The organism is Peribacillus deserti, assembly GCF_002863585.1.
Taxonomy (GTDB): Bacteria; Bacillota; Bacilli; order Bacillales; family DSM-1321; genus Paraperibacillus; species Paraperibacillus deserti_A.
In genome coordinates this window covers 43498-61054 of sequence record NZ_PGUY01000001.1, presented here as the reverse complement: position 1 = coordinate 61054, position 17557 = coordinate 43498, and the positions used below count along the sequence as shown (strand labels likewise).

Annotated in this window: 16 protein-coding genes; 14 read left to right on the top strand and 2 right to left on the bottom strand. The window is 42.7% G+C overall.

Annotated elements, in window-relative coordinates:
* Window positions 1–73: 73 nt before the first annotated feature.
* Window positions 74–1129, top strand: coding sequence for a calcium/proton exchanger (cax, locus tag CUU66_RS00305; protein ID WP_101639688.1), 1056 nt, complete (start codon window positions 74–76; stop codon window positions 1127–1129).
* A 916-nt stretch (window positions 1130–2045) separates the two neighbouring features.
* Window positions 2046–2795 (top strand): YfkD famly protein, encoded by a 750-nt coding sequence (locus tag CUU66_RS00300; protein WP_257967856.1) that lies wholly within the window; start codon window positions 2046–2048, stop codon window positions 2793–2795.
* Window positions 2796–3520: 725 nt separating this feature from the next.
* On the opposite strand, the gene yfkAB is transcribed toward CUU66_RS00300, so the two are convergent.
* The gene (gene yfkAB, locus CUU66_RS00295; RefSeq protein WP_101639686.1) at window positions 3521–4645 is read right to left on the bottom strand and encodes a radical SAM/CxCxxxxC motif protein YfkAB; all 1125 of its coding nucleotides are present in this window, start codon (window positions 4643–4645) and stop codon (window positions 3521–3523) included.
* Window positions 4646–4819: 174 nt separating this feature from the next.
* On the opposite strand from yfkAB, the gene CUU66_RS23850 reads away from it, so the two are divergent.
* Window positions 4820–4972 (top strand): hypothetical protein, encoded by a 153-nt coding sequence (locus tag CUU66_RS23850; RefSeq protein WP_180955092.1) that lies wholly within the window; start codon window positions 4820–4822, stop codon window positions 4970–4972.
* A 153-nt stretch (window positions 4973–5125) separates the two neighbouring features.
* A complete protein-coding gene (locus CUU66_RS00290; RefSeq protein ID WP_101639685.1) occupies window positions 5126–5305 on the top strand; it encodes an SE1561 family protein in 180 nt (59 codons plus the stop codon).
* A gap of 12 nt (window positions 5306–5317) precedes the next feature.
* Here the strand turns inward: CUU66_RS00290 and CUU66_RS00285 are convergent, their stop codons facing one another.
* Complete coding sequence (locus tag CUU66_RS00285; protein ID WP_101639684.1) at window positions 5318–5896, bottom strand: GNAT family N-acetyltransferase; 579 nt, start codon at window positions 5894–5896, stop codon at window positions 5318–5320.
* A gap of 245 nt (window positions 5897–6141) precedes the next feature.
* Between CUU66_RS00285 and CUU66_RS00280 the strand changes: the two genes are divergently transcribed.
* From CUU66_RS00280 to cobA, 10 genes are all read left to right on the top strand, one after another.
* Window positions 6142–7692: a fumarate hydratase gene (locus tag CUU66_RS00280; protein WP_101639683.1), complete on the top strand. Its 1551-nt coding sequence runs from the start codon at window positions 6142–6144 to the stop codon at window positions 7690–7692.
* Between the two features lie 421 nt (window positions 7693–8113).
* Complete coding sequence (gene pdaA, locus CUU66_RS00270; RefSeq protein WP_101639681.1) at window positions 8114–8917, top strand: delta-lactam-biosynthetic de-N-acetylase; 804 nt, start codon at window positions 8114–8116, stop codon at window positions 8915–8917.
* Window positions 8918–9064: 147 nt separating this feature from the next.
* Window positions 9065–9946 (top strand): DNA-3-methyladenine glycosylase family protein, encoded by an 882-nt coding sequence (locus CUU66_RS00265; protein ID WP_101639680.1) that lies wholly within the window; start codon window positions 9065–9067, stop codon window positions 9944–9946.
* Window positions 9947–11329: a 23S rRNA (uracil(1939)-C(5))-methyltransferase RlmD gene (rlmD, locus tag CUU66_RS00260; protein WP_101639679.1), complete on the top strand. Its 1383-nt coding sequence runs from the start codon at window positions 9947–9949 to the stop codon at window positions 11327–11329.
* Window positions 11330–12696: 1367 nt separating this feature from the next.
* Window positions 12697–12852, top strand: coding sequence for a YezD family protein (locus tag CUU66_RS00255; protein WP_142383683.1), 156 nt, complete (start codon window positions 12697–12699; stop codon window positions 12850–12852).
* A gap of 115 nt (window positions 12853–12967) precedes the next feature.
* The gene (locus CUU66_RS00250; RefSeq protein ID WP_101639678.1) at window positions 12968–13681 is read left to right on the top strand and encodes a phosphoadenylyl-sulfate reductase; all 714 of its coding nucleotides are present in this window, start codon (window positions 12968–12970) and stop codon (window positions 13679–13681) included.
* A 13-nt stretch (window positions 13682–13694) separates the two neighbouring features.
* Complete coding sequence (locus CUU66_RS00245; protein ID WP_101639677.1) at window positions 13695–14762, top strand: inorganic phosphate transporter; 1068 nt, start codon at window positions 13695–13697, stop codon at window positions 14760–14762.
* A gap of 32 nt (window positions 14763–14794) precedes the next feature.
* Window positions 14795–15940, top strand: coding sequence for a sulfate adenylyltransferase (gene sat / locus CUU66_RS00240; protein ID WP_101639676.1), 1146 nt, complete (start codon window positions 14795–14797; stop codon window positions 15938–15940).
* Window positions 15941–15950: 10 nt separating this feature from the next.
* A complete protein-coding gene (gene cysC, locus CUU66_RS00235) occupies window positions 15951–16580 on the top strand; it encodes an adenylyl-sulfate kinase (protein WP_101639675.1) in 630 nt (209 codons plus the stop codon).
* Between the two features lie 197 nt (window positions 16581–16777).
* Window positions 16778–17554, top strand: coding sequence for a uroporphyrinogen-III C-methyltransferase (gene cobA / locus CUU66_RS00230; protein ID WP_101639674.1), 777 nt, complete (start codon window positions 16778–16780; stop codon window positions 17552–17554).
* Window positions 17555–17557: the final 3 nt, after the last annotated feature.

Sequence of the window (17557 nt, the reverse complement as noted above, 5' to 3'; positions counted from 1 at the left end):
GATAAGGGATTTAACTGCCTAACTATAGTAAGATATCTATATAAAAAAGTTTCTATAAATATAGGAGGAAAATATGGTTAATAAAATCTTTTTAATCTCAGTGCTGATCGGGGTCCCCCTATCGGTAATCGGTTCAATTATGCATTGGCCGACCATATTAATGTTCATCGTCTACTGTCTTACAATCGTAGCTCTATCAAGTTTTATGGGCCGCGCGACAGAAAGTCTGGCCATCACAACAGGCCCGCGCATCGGCGGTCTGTTAAATGCTACGTTTGGAAATGCAGTTGAGCTGATCATTTCCATTTTTGCTCTGCAGGCAGGACTGGTGGAGGTCGTCCTCGCATCCCTGACCGGTTCTGTTATCGGGAATCTTCTTCTGGTGGCAGGTCTCTCATTCTTTATTGGGGGGTTGAAATACAAAAGGCAGAAATTCAATGTCTTTGATGCAAGGCACAATTCAGGTCTGCTGATTTTCGCAGTCATTCTGGCATTTATTATTCCAGAGGTATTCAGTCTGGAGATGAACGATCATAAAACATTGACTCTAAGCATTGGGATTTCAATCATAATGATTGTTTTATATCTGGCAGCCCTATTCTTTAAGCTGGTTACCCACCGCGGAGTATACCAGCATAGCAATGAAAACAGTCATGAGCACGAAGAACCGGAGTGGAAAAAGGGAAAGGCAATAACTGTGCTGGCTGTTGCAACTGTTGCGGTTGCTTATGTTTCGGAACACCTTGTACATACGTTTGAGGAGGTTGGGCATACATTTGGCTGGTCGGAGCTATTCATAGGGATCATTGTTGTTGCGATAGTGGGTAATGCCGCTGAACATGCATCAGCCATTGTTATGGCATATAAAAATAAAATGGACATAGCAGTTGAGATCGCTGTGGGTTCTACATTGCAAATAGCCATGTTTGTAGCACCGCTGCTTGTACTGGTCTCACTTTTATTTCCAGATGCAATGCCGCTTGTCTTTACCTGGCCGGAGCTTACGGCCATGGTCACTTCCGTATTCCTGATGATCATGCTCTCGAATGACGGGGAAACAAACTGGTTTGAGGGACTTACTTTATTGGCTGCTTATGTAATTATGGGGATCGGTTTTTATCTTTTGTAAGAAAAAAGCCGAAACCGCTCCAGAACGAAAGTGGAGGAGCCGCCTCATAAAGAAGACTTACTAATTGGCGATCGACAGCGTGCAGAAGTTTAGCCCCCACTTACCGCAAGGTCCTGTGGATTCGCCTGGGTGCACATCCTGTGCGTAGTGCGCCAGAGAAGCATAAGACGAGCGGTCGGGAGAAGAAGTTTGCTTCTCATGGAATGATTGGCTTATGACTCAAAAGAAGTCGGCTTGGAACTGGATAACATAAAAGCCGAGAGCGGTGCTATAAATAAGGAATTTACAGAATCATGAAAATGATAATTTCCTCAGGAAACATGGTTTCATAAAGGAAGGCACCTGAAAGACATAAGTAAATCGGTCTTAAAGGATCGCTTTTGCCTTTTAACACCTTGGCGTATGACCGCGGGGTGTCACCAGCTGGATTAAAAACCAAAAATGACTCTGCACTACTTTATTAGGGTGCAGAGTCATTCATATACAAAATATCATATTTTCATTCAGGGATCTTCTAATAATTATTTCTCGCTAATCCACCCCCAGGCTGTTTAACTTCTCTAGCGAAACCATTTTAACCATTAACCAATTTTCTGCACATATAAAGCTGAAATCTGATTGTATAGGCATACCTCCCTATATGTAGATGGGTATGAACGATTTCGCCTCCTTCGCTTTTGATGTAACCTAATCATAGCATGTTGATGGAAATTTGTAAATATTCTGAAATTTACAAAAGTGTTACAATTTATTAAGGAAAAAAGTCTTTTGCTGATCGTCAGTCTGCATAATCTAAACCAATTCGAGCATCCTATGTGTATCAAGATTCTAAAGCATATAAGGAGAGTGCAACATGAAAAGAATCGCTTTAACCCTATCACTTTGTTTTGCACTTATAGCTGGTTCTGGCGCATCTATGGCTTCTGCTAGGCCTATAAGCGGTAAACATAAACCGGCAGCAGCAGTCCCTCAGTCGGTATTAAATATCACCAAGGAAAATACCTTTCCGAACGCTTCACAGGATATGCCATACTTAGAACCAAGCAAGCTGACAAAGCAGCTGATTAAGTCCTCTAATGTAAAAATAGATAATCCTGAACTTATCCGCATGCTTAATGAAACGACCATTAATAAAAGCCCATTTGCACTGGGATACCGCGCAACCGTTTATCTAGGACACTGGGCTCTAAATTACCAATCCGTTGAAAGTGCCCCTAACTGGGAGTACCAAAAAATCAACACGAACTATTATGATAATCGGGGCGGAGACTCAGCCTATCAGATTCACTATGTCCAGGAAGCACAAAAAACGGTCCGCGGCGGACTTACAGCTAAAATACCAGCTGCGGCAGACGTTCATAAAATGATGCTTATCAAGGCTTCAGAAAAAACAAAGCTGCCGCTGGCCTATGAAGCAATCATCGGCAACGGAACAAAAAAGGATAGAATCTACAACATTCCAGCCAAACGGATGGGTTATCTTCACGCCTATGCATCAGCAGTCAATGAAAAAGGGAAAGTCACATATGGTGAAGTATATCTAACCCTGAAAGGCACCAAACGGTACATCACCGTTAAAAATGTAACATCACAGGGAATAGGCGCCTGGATTCCAATTCAGGATCACTTATCCTTTAGCTTCATGGTATCAGGACGGCCGAAATAAAGTAGAAGAACTCCCCTGCGCTGGGGAGTTTTTTCTTTAGGGGAATTCGGTTTGGAAGAAGTTAGAGTGCGCGGAGGTTTTAGAGCAAGCAAAGGCAGTTTAGGCAGAATTTATACCGTTCAGTAGTCTGGCCGCTGTTTAGACCATGGGTGTTTTACGCATTTTCTTGAAGCTAGTATCTGTGACTGAATCTATATAATTTGAGAGACATTGTAGGATTCATCAGAATTTAAATTCACAATCATCCGGGAATAATGAAAAAGAACTCCCTTCAGTGAGAGTTCTTTTTCAGCTTAGTGACTCAATTTCTGTGAAAAACCATAGTGATTTGTAAAATTGCACGCTGTTTTAAGCTAATCGTTAATAATTCTTACAAAAAGAAGCGAAAATGCGATACGATTGGCACGCACTTTTGCTTTATGCTTGCCTTTTACGGATTTATGCTTATGTTTCTAGGTTTTATGCTTACCTTTTGTTGATTTATGCTTATGTTTTTAAGGTTTATGCTTATCTTATGTTTACCTATGCTTAACTTATTTATGATATGCTTCTGTATTTTGATTTATGCTTATGTTAGTACATATCTGCTTATCTTAAACTGCATTCATATCCATCCCTGGTCTCTCCCATTTCTCAAGAGCTTAAAATTGAATTCATTCATCTGTTTTAGCAGCCTGTATGGAAATAGCAGTCACCTTTATTTTAGCCAAAGCCCGCGCTCTTAATTAACGGTAAAGCCTCGATTTCCTATTCGTAAAATCAATTTCTTTATAATAGGCATCCTTCACCAGGACATTAGGACCCAGACATTTAACAGCCGGGCAATGGCAGTTTAGCTGCCGGGCCAATCCAGAATCAAGCCATTTATCATAAGATTCCTGGAGGGTATTTTCGGTAATATTGCCTAAGGCGGGGGCATCTCCGAAGTCTGTTACAATCACCTCGCCGGTAAAAATATTCACATTGAGCCTGGAACGCCCATCTGGATCATTACGGACAGTGACATTTTTAGAATTATAAAGCCTCTGAAGAAGTTCTGCATCATGGTCATTACTGCTGCAAGGATAAAACGGAAGGGTGCCAAACAGCATCCAAATGTCTTCGCTGCGGGTATCCAGCAGTCTATGGATGGCTCCGCGTATTTCATCCAATGGCAGCGATTCAATTGCGGAAGCAAAATCACTGGGGTACATTGGGTGAATTTCGTGTCTTTTACAGCCCATTTCTTCAACGATTTGATGATGGATATGCTCCAAGTATGGGAGAGTACGCTTGTTCAGCATCGTTTCAGCAGAAACCAGCACACCAGCATCGGACAAGTATCTGCTGTTCTCAATCATCCGGGTAAACAGTTTAGCCCGTGCGCTCCGGTCTGGCTTTCTTTCCATCATCGCGAAGCCGGTGTCGATAAATTCGTCCATTGTACCCCAGTTATGAGATATATGGAGGACATCCAGATAAGGGATGATTTGTTCATATCTTTTGATATCCAGGGTTAAATTCGAATTAATCTGAGTGCGGATTCCTCTCTGGTGCGCATACTTCAGCAGGGGCAGTACATAGTTGTTCATGGACTGCTTAGAGAGCATCGGTTCTCCTCCGGTTATACTAAGTGAGCGGAGAGTCGGGACTTCATCAAGCCTTTGTAGTAGGAGATTGAGAGGCAGGGCCTCCGGGTCTTTTGTCTGTAAAGTATATCCTACTGCACAGTGCTCACACCTCATATTGCAAAGCGTGGTTGTTGTAAATTCAATATTGGACAGTGTTAACTTTCCGTACTGCTCGATATCCATATAGGCTTCCCACGGATCGTGGGAAATAGAGATCGGTTTACGTTTTTGTTCAATCATAGATGGCTTCCCCTAACTATTAGAAATACTAAACAATTATGGTGAAGTAAAAAATATATGTCAAATACTTATGCCGACAGCTCTTTTTTTGCTGTCACCTCTTTCTAAAAAACGCATTGAAACATGTAAATAAGAAATAATATAAAGGACTAATGAAGATAGGGGGGACTTAATTTGCCAAAAGGAAACAATGGACTGGATAGGAATATGGGTGGAGGTCCTGTAAAAAACCCTCTTGAAAGCGATAATGCATTCAGCAGGACCGGACTAGAGAACGATCGTTTATCGCGTAAAGCTGTAAATGGGAAGAATAAGCAAAACTCATAGTTCGCAGCCTAAATTAATGGCTGTTTTTTCAATTTAGATGCCGAAAAACTATCAATAATTCCCTTTAAGCTCTATAATTGGGGAGAAATAAGACAGGGAACGGTTTCCCTGTTCTTACTTATAGGAATCTTAGCAAATGAAAGGATGACGTAAATGGGAAAAGCTATAGAAGACCAAAATGGTCAAGTAAGCTATCTGAAACAGCGCTTATCCATGTTTATTGAAGTTCTGGATAATATCGATCCAGAAGATGCCCAGCTTGAGGATATTGATCGGCTGATTGAAATGCTGGATGATCTCGAAGTGAAAGTAGAGCAATTTAAAAAAAGATAAGAGAGGGTGAGTTTAGCCTAAGCGGCTGTACTCGCCTTTTTTTCTTTTTTGTGCCTCCCATTCTGGTTTTAATAGGGAGAAAACACAAGCGTCATGAGAACTGCCGCCTTGGAAAATGTACCCCCTTAACAGCCCTTCTTCCTTAAAAGATAATTTCTTCAATAAATCAGAGGAAGCTTTGTTCTCTGGAAAGGTTACTGCCCCAGCGCGGTGGATACCGATGTCTTCAAATATATGTCTTAACACTTCCTGCAGAGCCTCAGAAACGTAGCCTTTTCTCCAGTAGTCAGGGTGAAGCTCATAGCCGATCTCGGTGCGCTTATTCCCAACTTGAAGATTATTTAGCCCAATCGTGCCAATCAAAGTGCCATTTTCTTTTAGGATGATTCCCCAGCGTACGGCTCTCTTTTCAGTAAATGTTTTTTGAAAAGAATGAATTAAGTTTGCCGCTTGTTCGATGGTTGTGAAGGGATCCATGCCATAGTACCTGGTCACTTCTTGAGAGGAAAAAATCTCATACAATCTTTGTGCATCTTCCTCTGTTATTTCTTTTAAAATAAGGCGTTGTGTATTCAGTTCTGGAAAATTCATCAATATCCCTCCGGTAATATAAAAAGATATATTAGAGTTCTTTTTAGTGTGCATATTTTCCTGCTTTTTACTTAAAGTGTTCAAAAGTTGTTACCGTTTGCACGCAAACCCTTTTCGAAAAAAAAAGATAGGAGTATAATGTAGACGTTAGTATTTTAGAATTTTATATATAATCAGAACATAGAATTTGGCCCGCTTTAACAGTTGTATAGATCAATTAGCTTGGGAGCACAGGGGGAAGTAAAGTGAATCTAGAAAAACTTCAGGAAAGCATGTATCAACTGATTGTAGAAACCTCTACAAATCTGCCTAAGGATGTACGCCGGGCGATCAAAAAAGCTAAGGCACAAGAAAATGCAGGAACTCGAGCAGCAATGAGTTTAGCAACTATAACAGATAATATCCAAATGGCCGATGAAAATGTATCGCCGATATGCCAGGATACCGGCCTGCCTACTTTTAAAATAAAAACACCGGTAGGAGTCAATCAGCTGGAAATAAACGCAGCAATCCTGCATGCCATTAAACAGGCAACTAAGGATGGCAAGCTTCGCCCTAACTCAGTGGATTCTCTAACTGGTGAAAATAGCGGTGATAATTTAGGATTTGGTGTCCCAGTTGTTAAATTCGAACAATGGGAACAGGACTATATCGATGCACGCCTTATCCTAAAGGGAGGCGGTTGTGAAAATAAAAATATCCAGTACAGCCTTCCTTGTGAGCTTGAAGGTCTTGGACGTGCAGGGCGGGATTTGGATGGAATCCGTAAATGCATCATGCACTCTGTCTACCAGGCACAGGGCCAGGGCTGCAGCGCTGGTTTCATTGGTGTCGGAATCGGCGGAGACCGCAGTTCCGGGTACGATCTTGCAAAGGCACAGCTATTTAGAGAAGTGGAAGATGTGAATCCGATCGAAGACCTGCGAAAGCTGGAAGAATATGTATTGGAAAATGCAAATAAGCTTGGAATCGGTACAATGGGCTTTGGGGGAGAAACAACCCTTCTTGGCTGTAAAATTGGTGTTATGCACCGCATTCCTGCCAGTTTCTTCGTATCTGTTGCCTATAACTGCTGGGCATACCGCCGCCTTGGTGTCAAAATCAGTCCAGAGACTGGCGCAGTGATCGAATGGCTGTATCAGGAGGGGGAAAAAATCAGTTTTGCCTCTGAAGCAGAAAAAGAGGTTGCAGCTTCGTCAGAAGAGACAGCCATCCGTGAAGTTGTCCTTCAAGCTCCGATCACAGAGGAGCAGATTAGAGAATTAAAAGTAGGGGACGTTGTCCGTATTAATGGAATGATGTATACAGGACGTGATGCCATCCATAAATACTTATCTGACCATGAGGCGCCAATCGACCTCAATGGACAAATCATTTATCACTGCGGCCCTGTAATGCTTAAGGACGATGCGGGCAACTGGCATGTAAAAGCTGCCGGACCGACGACAAGCATCCGCGAGGAACCATATCAGGGAGATATCATGAAGAAATTTGGCATCCGTGCTGTTATCGGAAAAGGCGGTATGGGTCCAAAAACCCTCCAGGCCCTTGGAGAGCACGGCGGCGTTTATCTTAACGCAATCGGTGGAGCGGCACAGTACTATGCAGACTGCATTAAATCGGTTGAAGGTGTGGACCTTATGCAATTTGGCATTCCAGAAGCCATGTGGCATCTGAAGGTAGAAGGCTTTACAGCAGTCGTGACCATGGACTCACACGGAAACAGCCTGCATCAGGATGTTTCCCTGAGCTCCCTGGAGAAACTGTCACAATTTAAAGAGCGTGTATTTAATTAATAGGAAAGGCTGTTTTCGCAAACTTTGTTGTTTTTGAACAAGGGGGTTGATTGGAACGTGAGGATGCTCGCTTTCCGCGGGGCGGGCGTTGAGCCTCCTCGGCTTCGCCTGTGGGGTCTCACCTGTCCCGCAGGAGTCTCGCACCTTACGTTCCAATCAACCTGTTTAACAATAGGGTAGGTTCACCGAACTAATAAAAAACAACAATCTTTTAGAAAAGAGCCATAGGAAAAGACTGCCGGACTTTGGCAGTCTTTTATTGTTTACGTTAGCTCTTTATGTCTTATCTAATTCATTTTGGATCAGACTATTGCACTTCCGCTCCCCTAATTTTCCAGTCTCCGCTGGTAAATATTCACCTGTCATGTTTTTTCTTTTAGGTATAACAATAAAAAGAAAAACGTTCAGGAGGTAAAAAAGGGTGAAAAAATTTATTTTATTACTAGCTGTATTGATGATGTGGCTTCCATGCATAAGTTCAGCTTCTGCTTCCTACTCGAATAGCCGCTACAATTGGGGTTTTTCTAAAGGCAGGGATGGAAAGCCTGCAGAAGCAGGCAGAAAAATGGATGAAATGCTTAAAAAGCATGGCGCTGTATATAAAGGAGATCCCGCAAAGAAAGATATCTATTTAACATTTGATAATGGCTATGAAAATGGATATACCGGGCAGATTTTAGATGTATTGAAAAAACATCAAGTACCGGCTGCATTTTTTGTAACCGGCCATTACCTGGAAACTGCTGCAGGATTGACTAAACGGATGGTCAATGAAGGCCATATAGTTGGAAACCATTCTTGGTATCATCCGGATTTAACCACTAACTCCGATGAGGAAATCGCTAAAGAGCTTAATACAGTAAAAACACAAACAGAGAAGCTTACTGGGCAGAGAGGAATGGCTTATCTAAGGCCGCCTAGAGGGGTCTTTAGCGAGAGAACCCTGGATGTTGCAAATAAATTGGGATATAAGCATATTTTCTGGTCCCTTGCCTTTGTTGACTGGAACGTTAATGACCAAAAGGGAGCACAATATTCTTATAACAACGTGATGAAACAGATCCATCCCGGTGCAGTCCTGCTTCTGCACACGATTTCAAAAGATAATGCGGATGCATTAGAAAGCATCATAGTAGAATTAAAGAAACAGGGGTATACCTTTAAGTCGCTGGATGATTTAATGATGAGCCACGAACTAAAGGAACCGATGTTATTTAGTCTGTAACAAACGTGGTATTAAAATAGCATACATCCAATTAACTACCGCAAAATCGGATCCGGCACATGTTTTACAGATGAAGCCTCGCAAAAAAAAGATTATGTTGTTAAAACATGCTATAATACGGGGAAAATGCCAAAAGGATGAGTGACTGTGTGGACTGAATCGATAGATGTTGCAGGCCCTTATAATTTTGATCTAGTTCTGGACAGGCTGTCAAATGACCCGCTGAATTCGGTGGATTTTGATAAAAGAAGTATTAAAGTTCCTATTTATTCCCGAACAGTACCTATGGTCATCTTGGTTGAGGCACTGGGAAGCACAGATGCCCCGTCCTTTAGACTCTCCGGGTCGTTTGAAGAACATAAGGAAGCAGCTGTCGACCGGATTATGACCATTTTTCAGTGGCATCTCCCTTTGGAACATATTCATACACATTTTGAAACCACTACGCTGAAGGATATATTTTTAGAGCACAGGGGAACCCCATTAATTCTGGACTTCAATCCTTACGGGTGCCTGGTTAAATGTATTGTTCATCAGCAGCTTAACTTATCATTTGCTTACACCTTGACCGCACGTTATGTGCGGACATTTGGATTTGAAATGGAGGGTGCCTGGTTCTATCCTCCGCCGGAGAAAGCTGCCAGTATAACTGTCGAACAGCTCCGCGAGCTTCAATTCAGCACAAGAAAAGCAGAATATTTAATTGGGCTTTCTCAATTAATAGTGAATAAAGAGCTCGATATTGAAGATTTGAGCCGGCAGTCAGACGAAGTCATCATTGATACTTTAATAAAGATCCGGGGAATCGGGCGGTGGACAGCGGAGAATTTTCTTTTATTTGGACTAGGAAGACCAAATCTTTTCCCGATGGCAGATATCGGAATTCAAAATGCTCTTAAGAAATTATATAAATTAGAACAAAAACCGACACGTGAAGAAATGGAAGTATTCAGTGAAAGCTGGGACCCATATTTAAGCTATGCCTCTCTTTATTTATGGAGAAGTATTGAAAAACGGAGTGAGAAATAAGTGAAACAGCAAGAAGCCAAGCTGGATCTTGGACAAACCTTTCCTTTAACGATAAAACGCCTCGGGATCAATGGAGAAGGGGTAGGCTATTTTAAAAGACAGGTTGTTTTTGTCCATGGAGCAATTCCTGGAGAAGAAGTTATCGCAGAAGCAACGAACATACAGCCAAAATTTGCCGAAGCAAAAATTAAAAAGATCCGCAAACCTTCTGAACATAGGACTACACCGCCTTGTCCGGTCTACTATGAATGTGGAGGCTGCCAGCTGCAGCACATTTCCTATGAAAGGCAGCTCCATGAAAAACGGGATATTGTGATTCAGGCCCTGGAAAGACATACAAAATTAGCGATCCCTGGCATGGATATCAGGCCGACCATTGGGATGGACCATCCATGGCATTACCGAAATAAAAGCCAATTCCAGGTGGGGACTGATCCCAATGGACAGATTATCGCTGGTCTGTATGCTATAAACACACACCGTCTGATCGATATCCCAGAATGTATCGTACAGCATCCAAAAAGCAATAGAGCGACAAGAACGGTAAAAAAGATTATATCAAGGCTGCAAATTCCTGTTTATAATGAACGGAAGAAAAAAGGCGTAGTCAGAACCATTGTCACAAGAGTGGGTTTTGAAACAGGCGAGCTTCAGGTTGTCATTATCACCGCAACAGACCATCTTCCTCATAAAGAAGAGCTTATCGATCAGATTAAGAAACAGCTGCCAGAGGTCAAATCCGTCATCCAAAATATCAACCCGAAAAACACATCGTTGATCTTTGGCGAAAAATCGATCCACCTTGCCGGTGAAAATATAATTAGAGAGACATTGGGTGATATGTCCTATGAATTATCTGCACGGACTTTCTTCCAGCTGAATCCTGTACAAACAGTCAAAATGTACGATGAAGTAAAAAAAGCAGCTTCTCTGACCGGGAAAGAGCGGGTGGTAGACGCCTATTGCGGAGTAGGGACCATAGGGTTGTGGCTTGCAGACGGCGCTAAAGAAATCCGGGGAATGGATATCATAAAAGAATCCATCGCGGATGCTAAGAAAAATGCATCCCGCCATGGAGTTAAACATACCCGGTATGAAGTGGGCAAAGCTGAGGATATCATGCCTAAATGGGCGAAAGAAGGCTGGCATTCGGATGTGATGGTCGTGGACCCGCCGAGATCAGGTCTGGATGATAAACTTCTTCAAACTATTGTAAAAGTAAAGCCAAAGAAAATTGTCTATGTATCCTGCAACCCATCGACTCTTGCCAAAAATCTAGAGTTCTTAAGCAAGCTATATAAAGTCGAATATATTCAGCCAGTTGATATGTTTCCGCAGACAGCACAAGTGGAAAGTGTTACACAGCTGATTTTAAAACGCTAATCTATAAGTGCCTTGAATATAAGGTTATGTACGGAGTGTGGATAAAAATGAGAATTCTTGTTCTCGGATTATCCATATTCCAGTGCATAGCCTTTTTTGGCTCTCTTTTAACCTAACGATAATATGTTGTCCGCGGGGCAGTAAAGGCGGAAATAAGCACACTGACAGCGGAAAAGGATTCTGAAGGCGGAATAATAAAAATAACGGCGGAAAAATTCGTATCAACGACGGAATATGTAATAGTTATTCCCCTCTCGGGGGAGAAAGGGGCTGGGTCCATTAAACTGAGGCTCAGGATGGTAAGTATGACCAGCCGGGTAAAGAGTTTTGCTGATAGCTGATATATGTTTTTTTAAAAAGGGTGTTTTCTAAAGGATTGTTGTTTCTCGAGATGTTTTTCCTTATCGAACCAGTTGATTGCAGTGGAAGGTGCGAGACTCCTGCGGGAGCAGCGGGACAGGTGAGACCCCACAGGCGATACGCCGAGGAGGCTCACCGCACGCCCCGCGGAAAGCGAGCACCTGGAACGGAAATCAACCTGCCATTAAAAGGCAACAAACTTTGCGAAAAGAGCCTTTTAAAAACAGTGATTTAGAATCAGCCATATATGGATATGAGGCAGCAAAAAGATCGCTTCCTCTAGGAATTGTAAAACATGGAAGCTGGAATTGGCTTCCGCATCTAAATTGTATGCTATGCAAAGCTGGGAAGATTCAAATGCATAAAGAATAAGCCAGGTATTTTATTCCCCGGCATCTTATTGTGCAGCATAATATGAGTATGTAAATCAGCAGCTGAAAACGGTCGTTACTATCAAATGATGAATAACCGAGAAATACTGTAGGCATTAAAAAAAATCAAATCGTTCGCTTAGGTTAGCTTGTCCACTTGTTTAGCCTATAGGAATTTAACCAAGCAGAAACCATAAGAAATTAGTTTTACTCTTTCGGAAAATGGATCCGCGAGAGCCCGGCAGGAAACTGCCGGGCTCTTATTTTTATAGAGAAGTTTAAAGAAACATTATGAATCGGTTAGGCATAATATACTAATTATTATAATGTTCATAATCTTTGTTTGAAAGTAGTTGACAAATCTTATGCGTATGGTAGGATTAATCTCAAGGTTAATTCCAACCGTAAAACTAGACTATAAAATTAAAGCATAAAAATCAACTTAAATTTTTCATATTCTTATCGTGACAGGCTGGGGAAATAGCCTGGTGAAGCACGATGGCTATTTAGCAGGGAAGCTGATTTTAGTAGGATACTAGATGTATCTGAAGGGATAAGGTGCTGCCCGGAGTTCCCCGATTTCCCGCCACAAGGCAGTGCTTTCTAAGCTTTTTGTTAAAAAGGAGGCGTACCAATCTGAAACCATCTGAATGGCAGGAATTAGCAGCTCATATCGAGCGAATGCTTGCAGAAGTGAAATACGGTTCCATCACGCTAGTGGTACAAGATGGCAAAGTCATTCAAATTGAGAAAAACGAGAAAGTCCGTCTTCAACCGAATAAAACCAGCTGACTAGACAAACTAGAGGCGGTCTTTACCTGATAGGGGAGAGGACTGCCTTTTTTATAATTACCAGTGAAAAGGATGCAGCAAAAAAGGCATCCTAAACGGAAGGAGCACAGCGAATATGACAGTTCCGGCATTAAATGAACTGCAGACAAAAGCCCAAAGCTTTGAGATTAATAATGAAACTAAAGGTGCAAGAAATGTCTTGGAATGGGCTTACAGCCATTATGATTCAGATAAGATTGTGTATGCTTCTAGTTTTGGAGCGGAAGCTATTGTTTTGATTGATCTAATTTACCAGGTAAATCCTTACGCCCATATTGTATTTCTCGATACTGGTCTTCACTTCCCGGAAACATATGAAGTGATTGATAAAATAGAAGCTCGATTCCCAACCTTACAGATTGAGCGGAAACAACCCGCATTAACTCTGGATGAGCAGGCGGATCAGCATGGAACCGCTCTTTGGAAACGCGAGCCTAACAGCTGCTGCAATATCCGCAAAGTGATTCCGTTAAGGGAAACCCTATCTGCAAAAGAAGCCTGGATATCCGGTCTTCGGAGAGAGCAGTCCCCAACTAGGGCTGCAACTGAATTCCTTAATGAGGACACCAAGTTCAATAATGTCAAAATCTGCCCGCTCATTCACTGGACATGGGATGAAGTCTGGGAGTATATCAGAGAAAGAGATCTGCCATATAACACTCTGCATGACCATGGGTATCCGAGCATAGGCTGTTTCCCTTGCACCCAGGCTGTCCTTGAAGATGGAGACAGCAGGGCAGGACGCTGGACTGGAACCGGCAAAACCGAATGCGGCCTGCATACTAGATAAGGGAGTTGAAGTTATGCTGATAATCTTTGCTGTTGCCGTTGGGTTATTTTTTGCGATGAATATTGGGGCCAGCGGTGCAGCGGCTTCCATGGGAATTTCCTATGGAGCGGGGGTTATTAAAAAGCCTCTGACTGCATTGCTCCTATGCGGCATAGCCGTTTTCTTTGGGGCATGGCTCGGAGGCGGCGAAGTCGTAAAAACGATTGGGAATGGTATTGTCCCGAAACAGACGTTTACAACGGCCATTGCCCTCATCGTACTAACGGCTGCAGCTCTCTCCTTATTTTTAGCCAATATCTTCGGCATTCCGCTGTCAACCAGTGAAGTAACGGTTGGTTCCGTAATAGGAGCCGGAATGGTTTATCAGTCTGTTTACGCAAGTAAACTCGTTTGGATTTTCATGTTTTGGCTGCTCACGCCAATTTTAGCATTTTTTATTGCTATTCTGGCCGCGGCCCTCTTAAAAAGCCGTTTCGTTAAAACCTGGATTGAAGCACCAAAGGCGGCGCGCTTTCTTTCCGTGCTTGTAGTCCTGATGGGTTTGTTTGAGGCATTTTCTGCAGGGATGAATAATGTTGCAAATGCTGTAGGTCCGCTCGTAGGTGCAAATTTAATTTCCACAAACAGCGGAATTTTATGGGGAGGATTATTTGTTTCCTTGGGTGCCATTTTTCTCGGCAGAAAAGTTCTTGAAACCAACGGTAAGAAGATTACAACTCTCCGGCTTGAAGAAGGATGTATTATTTCAGGTACAGGAGCAGGTATTGTCACAGCTGCTTCAATCTTTGGAATTCCTGTCCCTTTAACCCAAATAACAACCTCTTCAATAGTCGGCATCGGTTTTGCTAAGCATGGTAAAGAAGTTCTAAAAAAAGATATCGTAATCAAGCTGTTAGCGGTATGGATTGTATCACCAGTTTTATCGATGGTACTTTCGTTCACCATCATTCAGGTAGTCATTGAAAAAAATATATATCCTATCATCATCATGATTGGTGTCCTTATCTCGGTATTCGGCATAAAGTTTTTAATGAGAAAGCCTGCTAAATCCGGGAAGATCCTTCTTTCTGAGGAACACTAAAAATTTTTTTACAAAAGAAAGGTTGATTATTCATGTCATTGCCAAACCCTCATGGAGGAAAGCTGGTTTCTGCCTATAATCCTTCATATAATTTAGCAGTAGTTCAAAAGGAAGTTGCAATTGATAATATCGCTTATAGTGATCTGGAGCTGATAGGTGTAGGTTTGTTCAGTCCGCTTGAAGGATTTCTCGGCAGTCAGGATTATGAATCTGTGGTAGAGACTATGAGACTAGCAAACGGCACTGTGTGGTCGATCCCAGTTACACTTCCAGTTTCAGCTGAAACAGCTTCGGGGCTTGAAGTCGGAGAAACAGTCAAACTTTCATATGAGGGAGAAGCAGTGGGTGTAATTACCATTTCGGAACTATACGAGCCAGACCTCAGCAAAGAGGCACGTGAAGTATATAAAACGGAAGAGCTGGCTCATCCGGGAGTAAAACGCCTGTTTGAAAGAGGAAATGTCTATGTTGCAGGGAAAGTTACTCTTATTAAAAAGTCTGACAAGGGTGTAGCAAGTGATGTCTGGTTCGAGCCTGAGAAGACTCGTGCGTTATTCGAAGAAAAGGGCTGGAAAACCGTAGTTGGATTCCAAACGAGAAACCCTGTTCACCGTGCTCATGAATACATCCAAAAAGCAGCGCTTGAAACCGTTGACGGGCTTTTCCTGAATCCGCTGGTTGGTGAAACTAAATCAGATGATATACCAGCAGATATCAGACTGGAAAGCTACCGTGTTCTTCTTGACAATTATTATCCAAAGGAAAGAGTCCAGCTCGGAGTCTATCCGGCTGCTATGAGATATGCAGGGCCAAGGGAAGCCATTTTCCATGCTATTGCCCGTAAAAACTTCGGCTGTACTCACTTCATCGTCGGCCGTGACCACGCTGGTGTAGGGGATTACTACGGAACATATGATGCTCAGTATATATTCAGTAATTTTACAGAAGAAGAACTGGGAATAAAACCACTATTCTTTGAACACAGCTTCTACTGCAATGCCTGCGAGGGTATGGCTTCTGATAAAACGTGTCCGCATGGCAAAGAGGACCGTGTAATTTTATCTGGAACAAAGGTGCGCGAATTGCTTCGTGCCGGGGAACTGCCGCCATCCACATTCAGCCGTAAGGAAGTAGTCGAAGTATTGATAAAGGGATTAAAGGATAAAGCAACCGTTTAGGAGGATCGTGATGACAAAGGCAACCAATATAACATGGCACGAAGCCTCAATTACTAAAGAAGACCGCCGTACTCAGAATGGGCACGGCAGCTGCGTATTATGGTTTACTGGACTATCGGGTTCAGGGAAGTCAACAATTGCGAATGCATTTTCAAGCTATATGTACCAGCAGGGAATTAATGAGTATGTACTTGATGGTGATAATATAAGGCACGGGCTGAATAAGGATCTTGGATTTTCAGACGCTGACCGGACAGAAAATATCCGGCGCATCGGTGAAGTGGCCAAGCTGTTTGTCGACAGCGGCAAAGTAGTGACAACCGCTTTTATCTCTCCATTCCGTTCAGACCGGGACCAAGTGAGAGCCCTCTTTGGAAAAGGGGAATTTATTGAAGTGTTCGTCGACTGCCCATTAGACGAATGCGAAAGACGCGATCCGAAGCAGCTCTATGCTAAGGCGCGCAGGGGTGAAATTAAGGATTTTACTGGAATTGATTCACCTTACGAAGCTCCGGAAAATCCTGAAATTACATTGCGTTCAGATCAGCTGACTATTGAGCAGGCTGTAATTGCGATTGCTGACTACCTTCGCAAACAGAAGATTTTCGAAGACAGCAAGACTGCTAATATACTTACTTGATAAACTCGGTGGTAAACAGGAGGCTGCTAGAATATGCCTGAACCTGCCAGTCATAAGACGGCTGTTTTAGGGTGATTCATAGGCTGTATTACTGTATACTAAGAATCATAAATAAAACGACTAAAGGGATATCACCGCTTCTTTGTTAAGAGGCTGTGATATCCCTTGATGCATACTAGAAAGGGTGGCTAATCTCGATGGCTGGTAAAGTCTATTTAGTGGGTGCAGGACCAGGGGACCCGGAATTAATTACCGTAAAAGGGCTTCGCTGTCTACAGGAGGCTGATGTGATCCTGTATGACCGCCTGGTTAATCCTGATCTGCTTAAGCATGCGAAAAAAGAAGCCCAGCTGATTTATTGCGGAAAGCTCCCACATTATCATACGATGAAGCAGGAGACGATCAATTCTTTTCTTGTTAAATATGCCAAAAAAGGTTTTAATGTTGTGCGCCTAAAAGGTGGAGATCCTTTCGTGTTTGGGCGCGGAGGCGAGGAAGCGGAGGAATGCAGGAATAATGATGTAGATTTTGAAATTATTCCTGGAATTACAGCAGGTATTGCTGCACCGGCTTATGCCGGCATTCCAGTTACTCACAGGACGCTAAGCAAAAGCTTTGCGTTTGTAACCGGGCATCAAGCAGGTGATGAGGAAGCGGAACACCAATGGGCTCACTTAGCTCATGCTGTTGATACCATATGTGTATACATGGGAGTTTCCCATCTGCCTAACATTATTCAAAATCTGCTTCTAAATGGGAAACCGGCACAAACACCAATCGCCATGGTCCACTGGGGAACACTTGGCAGCCAGCGGGTGGTTGCAGGTACTCTTGAAACTATTGAATCGAAAATTAAAGAGGCGAACATAACAAATCCAAGTATGATGGTCATTGGTGAGGTTGTCCGCCTCCATGATAAATTGCACTGGTTTGATGAAGAAATCGTACCACATCTGCCGGTTATTCACGGGTAATGA